Genomic DNA, 16,284 nt, shown 5'->3' with positions numbered 1-16,284 from the left:
GCAGGTTTCTTGCACTGTCAAACCTAGTGCCCATCACCAGGTCGGGGCGAGCTGGGGCCGCCCGCTGGGACAATGCCGGTGCGGTGGCGGTACCCGGGGCAACACCTCCGCAAACCCACCGTCCTACCTCCAGCTAGGTGGAGGTCAATGCGGTGTGATCAGGCCGACTCCAGGCCGGTTGCCTCGGCCAGGTCGGTGAGCACCGCGATGTTGAGCTCGAAGGCCAGCAGCGTCTCGTCGATGATCCGCCGCCGCTCGTCCACGCCCCACGGCGCCGCGTCGAGCAGGGCGCGGTAGCGCTTGCGGAAGGCGCTCGGGCTGCCCGCGCTCTCGAAGTCGTAGAACAACGCGCCCGGCCCGGTGACGTCGTAGGTCTTCTTGAGCAGCGCGCGCACCACCTGGCCACCGGCGAGGTCGCCGAGGTAGCGCGTGTAGTGGTGGGCCACGTACCCGCCGGCCCAGTCGGTCATCCGGCCGAGCCGGGTGACGTAGGCGGTGGTGGCGGGGACCGGCTCGATCTTCTCGGCCCAGTCCGGCCCGATCAGGAAGGCCAGGTCGGCTTCGAGCTTGGGCAGGCGGCGCAGCTCGTCGATGACGAAGTCACCGCCGACCGGGTCGCCCGCCATGGCGTCGGTGACCTGCTCCAGCGCGCGGTAGATGAAGTAGTACTGGGCCGCGAGCAGGCCGTAACCCTCCAGCGTGAGGGACCCGCTGAGCAGCGCGTCCATGTAGGTGGAGTGGTGCGCGCGCTCGTGCACGGCCTTGGTCGAGTTGCGGAGGGATTCGGAGAACGGGCGCAGGGCCAGTTCCTCGGTCACCGGTGCAGCCATGGGACGCGCCCTCCTGACGATCTGACAATCTGTCAGAAAGAGCGTAGGTGATATTTCCGGGTTAGGCTACCCTTATTTGCCGGTTTTCACCCCGACCGCGCGCAGGATGAACCGGACGGCCCCGGCGATCGCCGCGTCCAGCTGCTCGGGCGGCACGTCGATGATCTGCCTGCTGGCCAGCGCGGAGGTGATCATCGGGATGAGCAGGTCGGGGTCCTCCTCGGGCAGGCGGCCCGCCGCCATGCCGTCGGTCAGGATGGTGCGCAGGCGCTGGGTGATCGGGTCGGCGTGCGCGGCGATCCGGCGGTAGGAGGCGGGGCCGAGCGTGGTGGCGAGCGCGCTGCCGGGCGGCAGGTGGTACTCGGCCAGCGCGCGCAGCTGCAGCCGGACGAACACGGCCAGCTGGTCCACCGGATCGGCGGCTGCGTCCACCGCCGCCTCCAGCCGCCGCACGTACTGCGCGGCCTCCTCCTCGACGAAGGCGACGAGCAGGCTCTCCTTGTCGGGGAAGTGGTTGTACATCGCGGTGCGGCCCAGCTCGGCCTCGGCGGCCACCCCGGCCAGCGTGATCGCGTCGAAGCCGCGCTCGTAGAGCTGGTTGCGCAGGGCGGTGAAGACCCGCTGGCGCACCTGTTCGCGATGGGCGTTCAGCGAGCCGCCGATGATCTTGGGCATCCGCACCTCCCAGTGGGAGGTGCGATTCTATCCCGCTCCCCAACCCTGGCGAGGCGCCGCGACCGGCCGCCCGCGTGGGCGGGCTCGCGCGGCCCGGTGTCACGAATGTGGCTTTCGAGACGCCAGACGTCTCGAAAGCCACATTCGTGACATGTCGCGGGGGTGCCAGGCGCGTCTAGTCAAGGGGCCAGCTGTGCACGGGTTCGTCGGTCTGCGCCAGTTCGAGGTACCGCGCCAGCATGGCGGCCAGCGCCGAATCGCGGTCGGCGCCGCGCTCCTGCGCCAGCTGCACGGTGTCCCGCTGCCAGCGCGCGCCGGTGCGCCGGGTCAGGCAGCGCTGCTCGATCACGCCGAGGTAGCGCTCTCTGGCCACATCGGACACTTCCGACTGCCGCAACCCGTCGTGCGCGAGCGGGAGCAGGATGCGCAGCACCAGCTCGTCCGGCGGGATCCAGCCGATGCCCGGCCAGTACAGCTGCGCGTCGAAGCCGTTGCGCGCGCCGGCGTAGAGGTTCTCTTCGGCTGCCTGGAAGGACATCTGCGTCCAGATCGGCCGCTCGGCCTCCGCGAGCGCGCGCTGCGCGCCGTAGAAGAACGCCGCGTTGGCCATCGTGTCGAGCACTGTCGGACCGGCGGGCAGTACGCGATTTTCCACCCGCAGGTGCGGTTTCCCGTCCACCACGTCGTACACCGGCCGGTTCCACCGCCAGACCGTGCCGTTGTGCAGCCGCAGTTCGGTCAGCTTCGGCGCCTGCCCGGCCTCCAGCGCCTCAACCGGATCCTCGGCATCCGTTTCCGGGAGCAGGCCGGGAAAGTACCGCACGTTCTCCTCGAACAGGTCGAAGATCGAGGTGATCCACCGCTCGCCGAACCACACCCGCGGCCGCACGCCCTGGTTCTTCAGCTCCTCCGGCCGCGTGTCGGTGGACTGCAGGAACAGCGGGATCCGCGTCTCGTGCCACAGCGCCTTGCCCAGCAGGAACGGGGAATTCGCGCCGAGCGCCACCTGCACGCCGGCCAGACACTGCGCCGCGTTCCAGTGCGGGGCGAACTCCTCCGGCGCCACCTGCAGGTGCAGTTGCACCGAGGTGCACGCGGCTTCGGGCAGGATCGATTCGGCGTAGCTGCGCAGCCGCTCGGCCTGCTGCCCCGGCAGCGCGGCGCCCTCCATCGACAACACGGTCTGCTCGCCGCGCGCGGCGAAGATCTGGTCGTTCAGCAAGGAATAACGCGCGTTCGGGGTGAGCCACTTCTGGTCGAAGTGCTCGTGTCCGAGCGTCGGCAGGATGCCGATCGGCGCCAGGTGCGAGTGCACCTCGCGGGCCTTCGCGGCGGCCCGGCGGAGGTAGGAACGCAGCTCGTCTTCCAGTTCCAGCGCGGAATTCCCGGCGAGCGGGCGGGGCGGCACGTTCAGCTCGATGTTGTGCTGGCCCAGTTCGGTGGTGAACGACGGGTCGTCCAGCGCCTCCAGCACCGCCGCGTTCGTCATCGACGGGCGCATCTTGTCGTCCACCAGGTTCAGCTCGACCTCGAGCCCGATGTGCTTGCGGGGGAAGGAAAAACTCCCGTCCGACAGCATCCGGGCGAGGGTGTCGAGGCAGCGCTGCACTTTTCTTCGGTACCGCCCCCGGTCGCGGGGGTTGAACGGGTCCGCTGACACGTCCTTGCCCATGGCCCATCCCTGTTCGTTCGGCCGAGGCGGCCCCTGCGCGCCTTGGCGATTGCCAGCCCGGCGGACAACCGTTACACAGCCCATGCGGATGAGCTAGGCCCAAACTGGTGCTGTGAGTTACCTTTCCTTAACTATCCGCGATAATCATCCATTTGCACTAGACCACCCGTGGTGTTCGGCCCACCGGGCCCTGCGATGACCGGATGGCAGACTCGCCGGGTGGCCCACACGATTCACCTCCACGACCCGGCTGATCCCCGGTTGGACGACTTCCGAAACCTCTCCACCGCCGATCGGCGGCCGGATCGCCCCGGCGGCCGCGGTTTTGTCATCGCCGAAGGCACGGTGGTGGTACGGCGGCTGCTCGAATCGGCCTACCCCGTGCGGGCGTTGCTGGGTGTGCAGCGCCGGATCGAGGAGCTGACCGCGGAGTTGGCGCCGGTGGACGTGCCCGCCTACGTCACGCCCGCGCAGACCATGGCTGACGTGGTCGGTTTCCATCTCAACCGCGGTGTGCTGGCCGTCGCCGATCGCGCGCCGCAGCCGCACGCGGGTGCACTGATCGCACGGGCGCGGACACTCGCTGTGCTCGAAAGTGTTGGGGATCACGAAAACCTGGGCTCGCTGTTCCGCAACGCCGCCGCGCTCGGCATCGACGGGGTGCTGCTCGGGCCCGGCTGCGCCGATCCGCTGTACCGGCGCAGTGTCCGCGTGTCGATGGGCAACGTGCTGCGCGTGCCGTTCGCGCGGCTGGAACCGTGGCCGGACGGGCTCGGCCTGCTCCGGGAACACGGTTTTCGCGTGGCCGCGCTGACTCCACGTCCCGGCTCGGTTTCGCTCCGCGAGGTGCGTGAGCTGGACAAGGTGGCGTTGTTGGTCGGCTCGGAGGGGCCGGGGCTGACCGAGGAGGCGCTGGCCGCGGCGGACCTCGCGGTGCGGATCCCGATGGCCGACGGTGTCGACTCGCTCAACGTGGCCACCGCCGCGGCCGTCGCGTTCTACGAACTCGGTGGCGCTCGGTAGGTTTGGGCGGCACGGGCAGGACGAGCGGGAGGCTGGCGAGTGGAACTGCGGGTCCGCGGTGAACGCGCGGTGCTCGGTGAGGAGGTCGATCCGCACAACGTGGCGATCGGTGCCGACCTCGCCGACGCGTTGCACGAGTGGGCCAGGGTCGCCGCCGCCGTCCGCCGCGCCAACGGCGACTCGGAAGCCGCCGCCGTGGTGTCGCAGCGCGGTCGCCAGCTGGCGGGCCGGGTCGCCGAGGTGATGGGCACGACGGTCTACTACGTCGACCCGGTGACCGACGCGGGTTCGGTGATAACTCCTCCGGAAGCGCTAGTGCGCCGCCCGGCGCCGCGGCCGGAGGAGCCGACTCCGTGGGCGACGGGCTTGACGGTGGCGGCGTTTGTCGGCGTGGTGGTTTTTGTCGCGATGCTCGCGCTGGCGCGGACACTGGCCGCGGAGACGAGCGGGCTGCTGGCTTTTGTGGCGGCGGTGCTGGTTTCGGCGGGGCTGGCGCCGTCGCTGTGGCTGGGGCGGAAGTTGCCGATCCTGCGGTGGGTCGTGCTGGGGGCTGCGGCGGGGATCGGGTTTTCTTGGATTGGGGTATTGGCGGTCGTTTTCGGTTGAGGTTTTTGGGGGTGGGCCACCCCGGCTTTTTAGTGTGACGACGGCGAAGACCCGCTTGTCAAGGCTGGGAAGAGTACCTTGACAAGCGGGTCTTCGCCGTGTTTTTGGCTGTGGACCGGGGTGGGGAAGGGGGAGTGTGGGTGGTCGTCGCCTCCCGTGCCCGGCTCACGTTTGATGGTGGTGGCTGCGATGGGATGGTGGCGGGCTTACTCGTCCTCGTCGTCGTCTGGAGGGGGTGGCGGGAGTAGGTCTCGGACGCCGCCGGTGTAGCCGCCGCCGACGGGGCCGTCGGTGGCGGGGTCCAAGGGCTCGTCATCGGTGTTGTCCGGTGTGGTCATGCGTCCAATAATCGCCCGGTGACCGAACAAGCGCTCGAGAAGCTCCGCCGGATCTGCCTCGCGCTGCCCGAGACCACCGAGCGGCTCAGCCACGGCGAGCCCACCTGGTTCGTGCGGGGCAAGAAAGTTTTCGTCACCTACTCCGACCACCACCACGACGATCGGGTCGGGTTCTGGTTTGCGGCGCCGCCCGGTGTGCAGGAGGAGCTGGTCGAGACCGAGCCCGAACGGTTCTTCCGGCCACCGTACGTGGGCCACCGCGGCTGGCTCGGCGTCTACCTCGACGTGGAGGTGGACTGGACCGAACTCGCCGCGGTGGTCACAGGACTGGGCTGGCGCGAAGCGCTCCGTTGAGGGTGGTGGTGGGCGACGGGCGGGCATACAAACAGGTCGCGCCCAAGACGCTCGTCGCGCAGCTGCCTTAACCGCGCGAGGAGCGCACCCCGAGCAGGACGTCCTCCCACGCGGGCACCGCTGGGTGGCCCTTTTTCTTCTTCGCCGGGCGGGGGGCGGCCTTGGCGGCCTCCACCTGCTCCTCGACGCCGGGCAGCGCGAGGCCGCCGTCGGCGGTGGCCGCCGCGGGTGCTTCCTCGGGCACCTCGGCGACCGGGGCCTCGACCACGGTCTCCTCTTCGGCGTCCAGCATGGGCTGGTCCTCGACCGGCGCCGGCGCGGACGGCCTGCCGAGCGCGTCCACCGCCCGCAGCGAGCGGTAGGCGTTCGGGTCCATCAGCGCCTGGGCGTTCTCGTCCAGCGCGGTCACGGTGCCGCCGTGCGCACCCGGCGCGAAGCACCAGTGCGCGCGGTTGTCCGAGCGGCCGGTCTGCCAGTTCAGGCCGACCACCCACTTGCCGTCCTCGCCCTTCCACGAGTCCCAGCTGGCGTTGGTGTAGTCCTGGCCGAACACGCCGAACGCGTAGGCCACCACCTCGCCGAGCGTCTGCACGTCGGGCCCGTCCTCGCGCACCGGGTGCGCGGCCTGCGCCATCTCCGCCGTGCGCGAGCGCTCCAGCAGCACCGGGTAGGCGAACCGCTCCACCCGCGCCACCGGGATGCCCCCGCTGTTGGCTACCTGCTCGACGGACTCCCCGGCTCGGATCCTGGCCTGGATCTCGCGTGGACGCATCTGGCTCTCCAGCTCGATTTCGATCTGCCCCAGTCGCGTGATGTCGCCGCGGGCGGCGGCCCGCAGCCGTTCGTCGGCGGGCAGCAGGAAGCGCTCACCGCGGGCCGTGTCTTCGCACACGATGGACCGGCCGTCCTCGTGCAACCCGACCACCCTCAGCGCTCGCATCTTCTTCGCCTCCCCGCTGCTCTCCGCTCCGTCCACCGCCGGCCGATCCGTCAGCCCTGACCCCGCACGAGGAACACTCATGTGGGTGTCCAGGCTAAATCGGCGCGTCGGCTTGACGCGGTAGGCGCGCCGATGCTTGACCCATCCGTTCGACTTCTTTTGCCGATCTTGCCCGACGACCGGCCGCGAACCGTGCCGACACGCGGAGTGACCGATCATCTCGATTCCGGTAACCACACGCCCGTGACCAGGCCACCGGACTCCGCGGGCTGGGCGTACACGCTGCCGTCGTGCGCCTGGGCCACCGACCGGACGATGGACAGGCCCAGCCCGGCACCCGAGGCGCCGCTGGTGCGCTCGTGGTCCAGCCGCCGGAACGGCTCGAACAGCTGGGGAATGGCGTCGGCGGTGATCACCGGGCCGGTGTTCTGCACGGTCAGCGCCGGGTTGCGGCCGACCCGCACGTGCACCGAGCCACCCGGCCGGTTGTAGCGGATGGCGTTCTCCACCAGGTTCGTGACCAGCCGTTCCAGCAGCACCGGATCACCGGCCACGGTCCGCTCGGCCAGGTCGGCGTGCACCTCGACCTCGTGCTCGGCGGCCAGCGGGCCGAGCGCGCGCACCACGTTCGCGGCGACCTCGGCGAGTTGCACCGGCACCCGGCTCGGCAGCCCGCGATCGCTGCGGGCCAGCGTGAGCAGGCCCTCGATCATCCGCTCGCTGCGCTCGTTGGTGTGCAGCAGGTGCTGGCCGAGCCGCCGGACCTGCGGGGTGACCTCCGGATCGGCCAGCGCCACCTCGATCAGCGTGCGCTGCACGGCCAGCGGCGTGCGCAGCTCGTGCGAGGCGTTGGCGACGAACCGCCGCTGGCTGTCGAACGAACCGGCCAGCCGGTCGAGCATGCGGTCGAAGGTGTCGGCCAGTTCCTTCAGCTCGTCCTGCGGGCCGTCCAGGTTGATCCGGCGGTCGAGGTTCTCCGCGCCCAGCTTGCGCGCGGCCGAGGTGACCTCGTGCACCGGCCGCAGCACGCGGCTCGCGGTCAGCCAGCCCAGCAGCACCGCCAGCCCGGCGGCGATGACCAGCGCGACGCCCGACTGCAGCAGCAGGTTGGACAGCGTGGAGCTGCGGTACTCGTCGAGCGAGGTGCTGACCAGTTCGACGGTCGGCGCTGGCGGGTACACCACCGTGGTGTCGGCCGGGCCCGGCTGCGCGCGACCGGCGACGGCCGCGGTGGCGAACGGCTGGGTGGCCGGGAGCGTGGTGCTCACCAGCAGGTAGTTGATCAGCAGCAGGACCACGCCGGCGAGCAGGAACATGCCGCCGTAGAGCGCGGTCAGCTTGGTCCGGACGGACAGCCGCAGCCCGCTCACGAGCCGAACCGGTAGCCGGCGCCGGGCACCGTCTCGATCAGCCCCGGCGCGCCGAGCTTGCGGCGCAGGGTCATCACCGCGACCCGGACCGCGTTGGTGAACGGGTCGGCGTGCTCGTCCCACGCCTTCTCCAGCAGCTCCTCGGCGCTGACCACGGCGCCTTCGGCCCGCATGAGCACTTCGAGCACGGCGAACTCCTTCGGTGACAACGGCAGGAACCGCCCGTCCCTGGCGGCCTGGTGCCGGGGCAGGTCGAGCACCACACCACCGCCTTCGAGCACCGGCGGCAGCGCGGGACGGGCGCGCCGCGACAACGCCTGCACGCGCGCGACCAGCTCGGCGAAGGCGAACGGCTTGGTCAGGTAGTCGTCGGCGCCGAGGCCGAGCCCGGTGACCCTGTCCTCCACCTCGGCGGCGGCGGTCAGCATCAGCACGCGCGCCACCCCGCCACTGCCCAGCACCGCCCGGCACACCTCGTCGCCGTGCACCACCGGCAGGTCGCGGTCGAGCACCACCACGTCGTAGGCGTGCACGCCGATCCGCTCCAGCGCCTGCGCGCCGTCGTAGCAGACGTCCACCGCCATGGACAGCCTGCGCAGCCCCTCGGCGACGGTGTCCGCCAGCAGCCGTTCGTCCTCGACGACGAGCACCCGCACCCAGGCCTCCCTCTCCGGTCCGTCCGCACAGTTTCCGCCAAGGGGGGATAAGGGGGAGATAAACGACTTCGCTTAACGGGCGCAGATCACCGGATCCGTAGAACTCCAGCCACCGGGCGGGGCCGTCGTCGGGGGCGGCCCCGCCCGCGGAAACCACGGAGAAGGGACCACCATGAGGGTGAAGTACGGACTGGTGCTCGTGGCGGCGGCGTTGTCGCTGGCCGCCTGCGGAGGTGAGGACCCCGGCGGGGACGGCGTGGCCAGCCTCAACGGCTCGACCGGCCAGAGCAGCCAGGCGCCGGCTCCCGCGGCCGACGACGAGTTGACCAAGGACGAGCAGCTCGCGTTCGCCCGCTGCATGCGGGACAACGGCGTCGACATGCCGGACCCGGTGGACGGCCGGATCACCATCGAAGCCGGGGGTCCCGGAGACGCGGCCAAGATGGAGAAGGCCAACGAGGCGTGCCGCCACCTGCTGCCCAACGGCGGGGTGCCGAAGCCGCCGACGCCGGAAGAGCTGGACCAGATGCGCAAGACCGCCCAGTGCTTCCGCGACCACGGCATCAACGTGCCGGACCCGGATCCGCAGAACCCCGGCATGACCATGCCCGAGGAGGTCGGCCCGGACGACCCGAGGATGAAGAAGGCACTCGAGGAGTGCGCCGCCGACGGGATGCCGGTCATGCGTGCCGTGCCGGGGAAGTGACCGTGACCGAGATCGAACAGGTGCGCCGGACCCGGCGCACGAGGTGGCTGCTGGCGGCGCTGGCCGGGGTCGCGGTGCTCGGCACCGGGGCGACCGTGGTGGTGGCACGGGTCGCCGCCGGCTCGGACGGCGACGGACCGCCACCGGCCGAGCCGGTGCGGACGGCCGAGGTGACCAGGGCGGACCTGGCCCAGCAGGAGACCATGGACGGCACGCTCGGGTACGGCAGCGAACGCGAGGTGGCCGGGCGCAAGCCGGGCACGATCACCTGGCTGCCCGCGCCCGGTGACGTGGTCGACCGCGGTGCGCCGGTGTACAAAGTGGACGACAAGCCGGTGCCGTTGTTCTACGGCGCGCTCCCGTTCTACCGGGAGCTGGGCGAAGGCGCCGGCCACGGCCCGGACGTGAAGGTGCTGGAGGAGAACCTCCGCGACCTCGGTTTCGGCGGTTTCGGAAAGCCGGACGAGAAGTTCACCGCGGCCACCGCGACGGCCGTGCGCAAGTGGCAGAAGTCCTTGGAGCTGGAGGAAACCGGCCGGGTGGCGCCGGTCGACGTGGTGGTGGACACCGGCGCGCTGCGGGTGGGCACGGTCAGCGCGAAGCTCGGCGGCGAGGGCACCGGCCCGCTGCTCAAGGCCACCGGCACCGAGCGCGTGGTCACCATGGAGGTCGAGGTGGCCAAGCAGGGCCTGCTCAAGGTGGGCGACAAGGTGGACCTGACGATCGCCGGTGGCAAGCAGGCCAAGGGCACGGTTTCGGCGGTGGGCAGTGAGGTCGAGACCGATTCCGGCTCCGGTGAGGAAGCTCCGCCCGGCCAGGAGGAGGAGCCGAAGGTCGCGGTCACGGTGAAGCTGGACGATCCGAACGTCGCGGGTTTCGACTCGGCGCCGGTCGAGGTGGTGGTCACCACCGGGCAGCGCGAAGGCGTGCTGGTGGTGCCCGTTGGCGCGTTGCTGGCGCTGGCCGAGGGCGGTTACGCGGTGGAGGTCGTCGATGGTGCGCAACGGCGGCTGGTGGCGGTCGATCCCGGGTTGTTCGCGGGTGGCCGGGTCGAGGTCACCGGTGAGGGACTGACCGAGGGCACCAAGGTGGTGACGACCTCATGACCCCGGTGCTCGCGGTGCACTCGGCTGGCCGCACCTATCCCGGTGGGGTGCACGCACTCCGCGAAGTCTCACTGTCCATTGAGGACGGGGAGATGGTGGCCATCGCCGGGCCGTCCGGTTCCGGCAAGTCGACCCTGCTGCAGCTGATGGGCACGCTGGACCGGCCGACCACCGGGCGGATCGAGGTGGCCGGGCTGGACGTGGCCGAGCTGTCGGACCGGCAGCTGTCGGCGCTGCGGTCACGCTGGATCGGCTTTGTCTTCCAGCAGTTCTTCCTCAACGATGGAGTGTCCGCTGTGGACAACGTGGCCACCGGCCTGCTGTACGCCGGGGTGCCGAGGCGGCAGCGCCGGGAACGGGCGCTGGCCGCGCTCGACCGCGTCCACCTGGCGCACCGCGCCGGGCACCTGCCGAGCGAGCTGTCCGGCGGGGAACGGCAGCGGGTGGCGATCGCCAGGGCGGTGGTCAACCGCCCGATGATCCTGCTCGCCGACGAACCGACCGGGAACCTGGACACCGAGAACGGCGCTTCGGTGCTGCGGCTGCTCGCGGAACTGAGCGGTGACGGCACCACGGTCGTGCTGATCACGCACGACCGCGACATCGCCGCCGGTGCGCCGCGGCGGATCGAGGTGCTCGACGGCACGGTCCGGCTCGACACCGGCACCCCGGTCGGAGCGCTGCGGTGAAGCCGCCGTCACCCGCCCGGCTCGGCCCGGTGGACCTGCTTTCGCTCGGCTCGCACGGCATGCGCACGCGGCCGTTGCGCGCGGTGCTCTCCGCGCTGGGCATCGCGATCGGCATCGCCGCGATGGTTTCGGTGCTGGCGATCCCGGAGTCCAGCGCCAAGGCACTGCAGGAGCAACTGGCCGCCCTGGGCACCAACCTGCTGCGCGCGGAACCGGGCCAGACCCTGTTCGGCGAGGACGCCGTGCTGCCCGACACCGCCGTGCCGATGGCCGAGCGGATCGGGCCGGTGCTCGGCGCCGCGGCCACCGGCGGCACCGGGGAAACCGTGCGCCGCACGGACAAGGTGGCCGAGTCGGAGACCTCCGGGCTGTCCGTGCAGGCCGCGAACCCGGAGCTGCTGGCACTGCTGGAAGCGAAGATGAAGGCCGGGCAGTTCCTCGGTGCGGCGAACGCCGAATACCCGGTGGTGGTGCTCGGTTCGGTCGCGGCCACCCGGCTCGGCATCGACCGCGTGGACACCCGGCCGCAGGTGTGGATCGGCGACCGGTGGTTCACCGTGATCGGCATTCTCGAACCGACCCCGCTGGCCGCCGAGATCGAGCGGTCGGCGCTGGTCGGCTGGCCGGCCGCGCAACGCTACCTCGGCTTCGACGGGCACCCGAGCACGGTCTACGTCCGCGCCGAGGAGTCGCGTTTGGATAGTGTGCGCCAGGTGCTGGCGGCCACGCTGAACCCGGAGCAGCCGGACGAGGTCAAGGTGAGCAGGCCGTCGGAGGCGATCGAGGCGCAGCGGCTGACCGAGAACACCTACAGCGCGTTGTTCCTCGGGCTCGGCGGGGTCGCGTTGCTGGTCGGCGGGGTCGGCGTGGCCAACACCATGGTCATCTCGGTGCTCGAACGCCGCCGCGAGATCGGGCTGCGCCGGGCGCTGGGCGCCACCCGTGGCCAGGTGCGCGGGCAGTTCCTCACCGAGTCGATGCTGTTGTCCGGCCTCGGCGGCGCCTGCGGGGTGCTGCTCGGGGTGCTGGCGACCGCCGGTTACGCGCTGAGCCAGGACTGGCCCGCCGTGTTGCCGGTGCCCGCGTTGCTCGGCGGGGTCGGCGTGGCGGCGGTGGTCGGCGCGGTGGCCGGGGCCTACCCGGCGATGCGCGCGGCCCGCTTGCCGCCGACCAGGGCGCTGGCTTGATCTTGGCTCGACCTCGGCTCGAACTGTCCGGAAAGGAGGGTCGCCGCCGCCTACCCTGGAGCACACGGGGTTCTTCCGGTGTGACAGGAGTGCGAGATGGCGAGTTCACGGCGGGAGTTCCTGCGCACGGTTTCGGTGGGCGCGGCGAGCCTGGTGCTGCCCGCGGCGCTCGCCGGACCGGCGCGGGCCGGTCGCCTGGAGTGGACCGTGCTGGCCGGGGCCACCGTGATCGACGCGACCGGCGCGCCGGCCAGGCCGGACACCGCGGTGGTGCTCGCCGGGGACACCATCGCCTGGGTCGGCCCGCGTCACCTGGCGCCCCGCGGCCAGGTGGTCGAGCTGGCGGGCAAGTACCTCGTGCCCGGGTTGTGGGACATGCACTCGCACCTTTCGGAGCGTGCCGTCGAGCGGATCGTGCCACCGTCCCATGTGGTCAATGGCGTGACCGGGGTGCGGGAGATGTGGGGCACCGCGGAAACCCACCTGGTGCGCGGGAAGATCGAGCGGGGTGAGCTGCTCGGGCCGCGCATGGTGGTGGGCAGCGGCATCATCGACGGCCCGGTGAGCAGGCTCGGGCCGCCGGTGCGCTCGGTGTCCACTCCGGACGAGGCGCGGGCGGTGGTGCGCGAGGAGCAGGCGCTCGGCGCCGAGTTCGTCAAGACCTACTCCTATCTCGGGGCGCCGGAATTCCGTGCGGTGATGGCCGAAGCGCGGATTCCGGTGACCGGGCACTGGCCGTACCGCGTGCCCTACGGCGAGGTGGTCGAAGCCGGTTACCGCAGCTTCGAGCACCTCTTCGGGTTGCCGATCGCGACCGCTCGTGGTCGTGACGACTTCCAGTCGCGATTGGACGCCATTCCGTTCGACGCGGCCGACCCGAGGGCATTTTTCCTGCGGGCGCAGGAGATCGAGCGGCTGGCGTCGCTCGACCACGACCCGGTGCGCGCGGCGGAACTGTTCGCCGCCAAGAAGGCGCGCGGCTGCTGGATTTCGCCGACGCTGCGGGTGAACCAGGTGATGTCGTCACCCGCCGAAACCTTCGCCGTGGACGAGCGCCTCAAGTACATCTGGCCCGCGGCGCGGGAGGCCTGGAAAACCGCGGTCACCGCGTACGCGCCGGTCACCCCGGAGCAGATCGAGCAGCAGAAGGTGTTCTTCCGCCAGCGACAGGACCTGGTCGCCGCCGCGTACGAGGCCGGGGTCGGCGTGATCACCGGGACCGACTGCGGGAATCCGTACTGCTACCCGGGTTCCGGCGTGCACGACGAACTGGAGCTGCTGGCCGGCGCCGGGCTGTCGCCGATGTCGGTGCTGCAGGTGGCCACCCGCGACGCGACCCGGTTCCTCGGCATCGAGGACCAGGTCGGCACGGTCACCGCGGGCAAGGTGGCGGACCTGCTGGTGCTCGACGCGAACCCGCTCGCCGCGGCCGCCAACTTCCGCCGGATCCACGCGGTGGTGACGCGCGGGCGGTACCTCGGCCCGGCCGACCGGAGCCGGATACTGGCCGAGGTGGAAACCGCGGCGAGCGAGACCGTGCTCAGCTCGGCGCGCCGCGTCGGCTGCGGGTGCTTCACGTGAACGGCCTTCGTGTTGGATGTCCGGGTGACGCGCAGTATCGAACCGGGCAGCCGGAGCCGCCGCCCGCTCGCCGTGCTGGTGGCCGCCGAGCTGGTGCTGCTGGCCGTGGTGCTGGTGTGGAAGCGGCTGGACGGGCTCGACCTGGACGTCTACCGGATCGGCGCGGAGGCCTTCTTCACCAGCGGTGATCCGTACGGGCCGCTGCCGCCGACCCGCAACGGCACCTGGCTGCCGTTCACCTACCCGCCGTTCGCCGCGATCGCCTTCGCGCCGCTGCTGGTGATCCCGCTGGACGTGGCGCTGGTCGCGATCACCGTGGTCGGCGTGCTCGCGCTCGGCGTGGTCATCGCGCTGAGCCTCGCCGACTACCAGCCGAAACTGCTCGCCACCGGGGCCGCCGTGCTGGCCGTGCAGGCGGTCGCACTGGTCAGCGAGCCGGTGCGGGCCACGCTCGGCTTCGGCCAGATCAACCTGGTGCTGATGGTGCTGGTCGCGGTGGACCTGCTGGCCGTCCGCCGCGGTCGCGGGGTGCTGCTCGGGGTGGCGGCCGCGGTCAAGCTGACCCCGGCCGCCTTTGTGCTGTTCTTCCTGCTGGAGAAGGACTTCAAGGCGGCGGGCCGGGCGATGCTGGCCTTCGCGGGCTGCGCGGCGGCGGCCTGGCTGATCTCACCTTCGGCGTCCGCGCACTACTGGACCGAGCTGGTTTTCGCCGGTGAGCGGATCGGTGACCCCGGGTACATCGGCAACCAGTCGCTGCGCGGCATGATCGCGCGCTTCGGACTGGACCCCGGGACGCAGACCGTGGTGTGGGCGCTCGCGGTCGTGGTGGTGCTGGGGCTGACCGCGCTGGTCGTGCGGCGATCGCTGACCGGCGGCAACCGCGTGCTCGCGATGTTCGCCTGCGCGCTCGGCGCGCTGCTGATGTCGCCGGTGTCCTGGACCCACCACTGGGTGTGGAGCGGGCCGGTGGTCGGGCTGCTGGTGCTGCTGGCCCTGCGCGACGGCAACCGGGTGCGGCAGGTGGTGCTGCTGGTGCTGGCCGCGGTGTCGGTGTACGTGTTCGTGGACAGTCCACTGTGGAACCACCGCGAGGTGTGGCCGCTGCGCGAGAGCTACGTGCTGCTCGGCGCGCTGCTGCTGGGCGCGGTGGCGTGGGTCGCTTCAGGTCGCCGGACCGCGCGGGCAGAATGACGGCCATGCTCCCTACGACCGAGTTCGCCCTGCTGCGCCGCATCGCCACCGAGCAGTCCGCCAACCGCGCGCCGTCACTGGTCGCGGCCGTCGTCCGCGACGGCGAGATCGTCTGGTCGGGTGCGCGTGGCACGGTCGGCGGCGACGCGCCGGACGACGACACCCAGTACCGCCTCGGCTCGATCACCAAGTCCATCGTGGCCGCCGAGGTGCTGCGCCTGCGTGACGAGGGCAAGCTCGACCTGAACGACGCGCTGGACAAGCACGTGCCCGGCACCGCGCTCGGCGGCCAGACCGTCGCGCAGCTGCTCTCGCACACCGGCGGGATCACCGCCGAGTCGCCCGGTTCGTGGTGGGAGCGCAGCCCCGGCGGTGACTGGGCCGCGCTCGACGCGAGCCTCGGCGCCGACGAGATCAAGCTGCGGCCCGGCTCGCGGTTCCACTACTCCAACGTCGGTTACGGCGTGCTCGGTGAGCTGATCGCGCGCCTGCGCGGCACGTCGTGGCTGGACGCGCTGCGCACCGGCGTGCTGAACCCGCTCGGCATGACCAGGACCAGCCCGCACCCCGAGGGCAAGCACGCCGAGGGCTGGGCCGTGCACCCGTTCGCCGACGTGTTGCTGCCCGAGCCGTCGCCGGACGCCGGCGCCATGGCGCCCGCCGGGCAGCTCTGGTCCACCGTGCGTGACCTGGCCACCTGGACGGCCTTTGTCGGCGGGCGCACCGGCGAGGTGCTGCGCCCGGAGACCGTCGCCGAGATGCGTGAGATGGCCGCGGTCGACGACGGCGACGCCTGGACCGTCGGCTACGGCCTCGGCTTCCAGGTGCTCCGGCACAACGGGCGGCGGCTGGCCGGGCACACCGGCTCGATGCCCGGCTTCCTGGCCACCACGCTGATCGACCCGGCCACCCAGACGGGCGCGCTGGCGATGACCAACACCACCTCGGGCGTGGCCATCCTGTCGCTGGCGGTGGACCTGCTCACCATCGCCGACGACTACGAGCCGCGGCTGCCTGCCGAATGGCGGCCGTCCGAGGTCGAGCCGGAGTTGCTCGCGCTGACCGGCCTGTGGCACTGGGGCCCGACGCCGTACCACCTGCGGGTGCTGCCCGGCGGCTGGCTGGACCTGAGCCCGGCGAGCGGTTCGGGGCGGGCTTCGCGGTTCCGCCCGCAGCCGGACGGCACCTTCACCGGCCTCGACGGGTACTACACCGGCGAGACGCTGCGTGTGGTCAAGGACACCGACGGTACGGTCACCCATCTCGACCTGGCGACCTTCATCTTCACCCGCACCCCGTACGACCCGGCGGCGCCGGTGCCGGGCGGGGTTGACCCGAAGGGCTGGCGGATCGGGTGAGA

Annotated in this window: 17 protein-coding genes; 10 read left to right on the top strand and 7 right to left on the bottom strand. The window is 71.4% G+C overall.

Annotation, left to right across the window (positions count from 1 at the left end):
• Positions 1–158: 158 nt before the first annotated feature.
• The 3 genes from A4R43_RS26055 to A4R43_RS26045 form a co-directional block, all read right to left on the bottom strand.
• On the bottom strand, positions 159–830 hold the full coding sequence (locus A4R43_RS26055; protein ID WP_113694713.1) for a biliverdin-producing heme oxygenase: 672 nt from the start codon (positions 828–830) through the stop codon (positions 159–161).
• Between the two features lie 72 nt (positions 831–902).
• Entirely contained in the window at positions 903–1,505 is a 603-nt protein-coding gene (locus tag A4R43_RS26050) for a TetR/AcrR family transcriptional regulator (protein WP_113694712.1), read from the bottom strand.
• Positions 1,506–1,680: 175 nt separating this feature from the next.
• Complete coding sequence (locus tag A4R43_RS26045; RefSeq protein WP_113694711.1) at positions 1,681–3,177, bottom strand: glutamate-cysteine ligase family protein; 1,497 nt, start codon at positions 3,175–3,177, stop codon at positions 1,681–1,683.
• Between the two features lie 195 nt (positions 3,178–3,372).
• Between A4R43_RS26045 and A4R43_RS26040 the strand changes: the two genes are divergently transcribed.
• Entirely contained in the window at positions 3,373–4,200 is an 828-nt protein-coding gene (locus A4R43_RS26040) for a TrmH family RNA methyltransferase (RefSeq protein ID WP_205215084.1), read from the top strand.
• 39 nt (positions 4,201–4,239) lie between these two features.
• Entirely contained in the window at positions 4,240–4,806 is a 567-nt protein-coding gene (locus tag A4R43_RS26035; protein ID WP_113694709.1) for a DUF2537 domain-containing protein, read from the top strand.
• Between the two features lie 206 nt (positions 4,807–5,012).
• Here the strand turns inward: A4R43_RS26035 and A4R43_RS44465 are convergent, their stop codons facing one another.
• Positions 5,013–5,144, bottom strand: a complete 132-nt coding sequence (locus tag A4R43_RS44465; RefSeq protein ID WP_257791778.1) for a hypothetical protein — start codon at positions 5,142–5,144, stop codon at positions 5,013–5,015.
• An 18-nt stretch (positions 5,145–5,162) separates the two neighbouring features.
• Between A4R43_RS44465 and A4R43_RS26030 the strand changes: the two genes are divergently transcribed.
• Positions 5,163–5,498 (top strand): MmcQ/YjbR family DNA-binding protein, encoded by a 336-nt coding sequence (locus A4R43_RS26030; protein WP_418190750.1) that lies wholly within the window; start codon positions 5,163–5,165, stop codon positions 5,496–5,498.
• Positions 5,499–5,565: 67 nt separating this feature from the next.
• Here the strand turns inward: A4R43_RS26030 and sepH are convergent, their stop codons facing one another.
• The 3 genes from sepH to A4R43_RS26015 form a co-directional block, all read right to left on the bottom strand.
• Complete coding sequence (gene sepH / locus A4R43_RS26025; RefSeq protein WP_113697881.1) at positions 5,566–6,438, bottom strand: septation protein SepH; 873 nt, start codon at positions 6,436–6,438, stop codon at positions 5,566–5,568.
• Between the two features lie 215 nt (positions 6,439–6,653).
• The gene (locus tag A4R43_RS26020) at positions 6,654–7,808 is read right to left on the bottom strand and encodes a sensor histidine kinase (RefSeq protein ID WP_113694708.1); all 1,155 of its coding nucleotides are present in this window, start codon (positions 7,806–7,808) and stop codon (positions 6,654–6,656) included.
• The gene (locus A4R43_RS26015) at positions 7,805–8,464 is read right to left on the bottom strand and encodes a response regulator transcription factor (RefSeq protein ID WP_113694707.1); all 660 of its coding nucleotides are present in this window, start codon (positions 8,462–8,464) and stop codon (positions 7,805–7,807) included. Before A4R43_RS26015 ends, A4R43_RS26020 begins: the two co-directional genes overlap by 4 nt.
• A 172-nt stretch (positions 8,465–8,636) precedes the next feature.
• On the opposite strand from A4R43_RS26015, the gene A4R43_RS26010 reads away from it, so the two are divergent.
• From A4R43_RS26010 to A4R43_RS25980, 7 genes are all read left to right on the top strand, one after another.
• Positions 8,637–9,170, top strand: coding sequence for a hypothetical protein (locus A4R43_RS26010; RefSeq protein ID WP_113694706.1), 534 nt, complete (start codon positions 8,637–8,639; stop codon positions 9,168–9,170).
• Positions 9,171–9,172: 2 nt separating this feature from the next.
• Positions 9,173–10,276, top strand: coding sequence for a peptidoglycan-binding protein (locus tag A4R43_RS26005; RefSeq protein WP_418190749.1), 1,104 nt, complete (start codon positions 9,173–9,175; stop codon positions 10,274–10,276).
• Entirely contained in the window at positions 10,273–10,965 is a 693-nt protein-coding gene (locus A4R43_RS26000; RefSeq protein ID WP_113694704.1) for an ABC transporter ATP-binding protein, read from the top strand. The genes A4R43_RS26005 and A4R43_RS26000 overlap by 4 nt, the downstream gene beginning before the upstream one ends.
• Before the next feature lie 59 nt (positions 10,966–11,024).
• Entirely contained in the window at positions 11,025–12,152 is a 1,128-nt protein-coding gene (locus tag A4R43_RS25995) for an ABC transporter permease (protein ID WP_113697880.1), read from the top strand.
• A gap of 96 nt (positions 12,153–12,248) precedes the next feature.
• Positions 12,249–13,733: an amidohydrolase family protein gene (locus A4R43_RS25990; protein WP_113694703.1), complete on the top strand. Its 1,485-nt coding sequence runs from the start codon at positions 12,249–12,251 to the stop codon at positions 13,731–13,733.
• Between the two features lie 24 nt (positions 13,734–13,757).
• Positions 13,758–14,924: a glycosyltransferase 87 family protein gene (locus A4R43_RS25985; RefSeq protein WP_236808279.1), complete on the top strand. Its 1,167-nt coding sequence runs from the start codon at positions 13,758–13,760 to the stop codon at positions 14,922–14,924.
• A gap of 5 nt (positions 14,925–14,929) precedes the next feature.
• A complete protein-coding gene (locus A4R43_RS25980; RefSeq protein WP_113697878.1) occupies positions 14,930–16,282 on the top strand; it encodes a serine hydrolase domain-containing protein in 1,353 nt (450 codons plus the stop codon).
• The last annotated feature ends 2 nt before the right edge of the window (positions 16,283–16,284 follow it).

This window comes from Amycolatopsis albispora (genome assembly GCF_003312875.1).
Classification (GTDB): domain Bacteria; phylum Actinomycetota; class Actinomycetes; order Mycobacteriales; family Pseudonocardiaceae; genus Amycolatopsis; species Amycolatopsis albispora.
This window is presented reverse-complemented; position numbering and strand designations above follow the sequence as displayed.

What these genes read in the sequence shown, in the direction of transcription:
- A4R43_RS26050 (WP_113694712.1), bottom strand. Translation starts at nt 1,505, where the DNA reads ATGCCCAAGATCATCGGCGGCTCGCTGAACGCCCATCGCGAACAGGTG.
- sepH (WP_113697881.1), bottom strand. Translation starts at nt 6,438, where the DNA reads ATGCGAGCGCTGAGGGTGGTCGGGTTGCACGAGGACGGCCGGTCCATC.
- A4R43_RS25995 (WP_113697880.1), top strand. Translation starts at nt 11,025, where the DNA reads ATGCGCACGCGGCCGTTGCGCGCGGTGCTCTCCGCGCTGGGCATCGCG.
- A4R43_RS25990 (WP_113694703.1), top strand. Translation starts at nt 12,249, where the DNA reads ATGGCGAGTTCACGGCGGGAGTTCCTGCGCACGGTTTCGGTGGGCGCG.
- A4R43_RS26045 (WP_113694711.1), bottom strand. Translation starts at nt 3,177, where the DNA reads ATGGGCAAGGACGTGTCAGCGGACCCGTTCAACCCCCGCGACCGGGGG.
- A4R43_RS25980 (WP_113697878.1), top strand. Translation starts at nt 14,930, where the DNA reads ATGCTCCCTACGACCGAGTTCGCCCTGCTGCGCCGCATCGCCACCGAG.
- A4R43_RS26055 (WP_113694713.1), bottom strand. Translation starts at nt 830, where the DNA reads ATGGCTGCACCGGTGACCGAGGAACTGGCCCTGCGCCCGTTCTCCGAA.
- A4R43_RS26010 (WP_113694706.1), top strand. Translation starts at nt 8,637, where the DNA reads ATGAGGGTGAAGTACGGACTGGTGCTCGTGGCGGCGGCGTTGTCGCTG.
- A4R43_RS26040 (WP_205215084.1), top strand. Translation starts at nt 3,373, where the DNA reads ATGACCGGATGGCAGACTCGCCGGGTGGCCCACACGATTCACCTCCAC.
- A4R43_RS26000 (WP_113694704.1), top strand. Translation starts at nt 10,273, where the DNA reads ATGACCCCGGTGCTCGCGGTGCACTCGGCTGGCCGCACCTATCCCGGT.
- A4R43_RS44465 (WP_257791778.1), bottom strand. Translation starts at nt 5,144, where the DNA reads ATGACCACACCGGACAACACCGATGACGAGCCCTTGGACCCCGCCACC.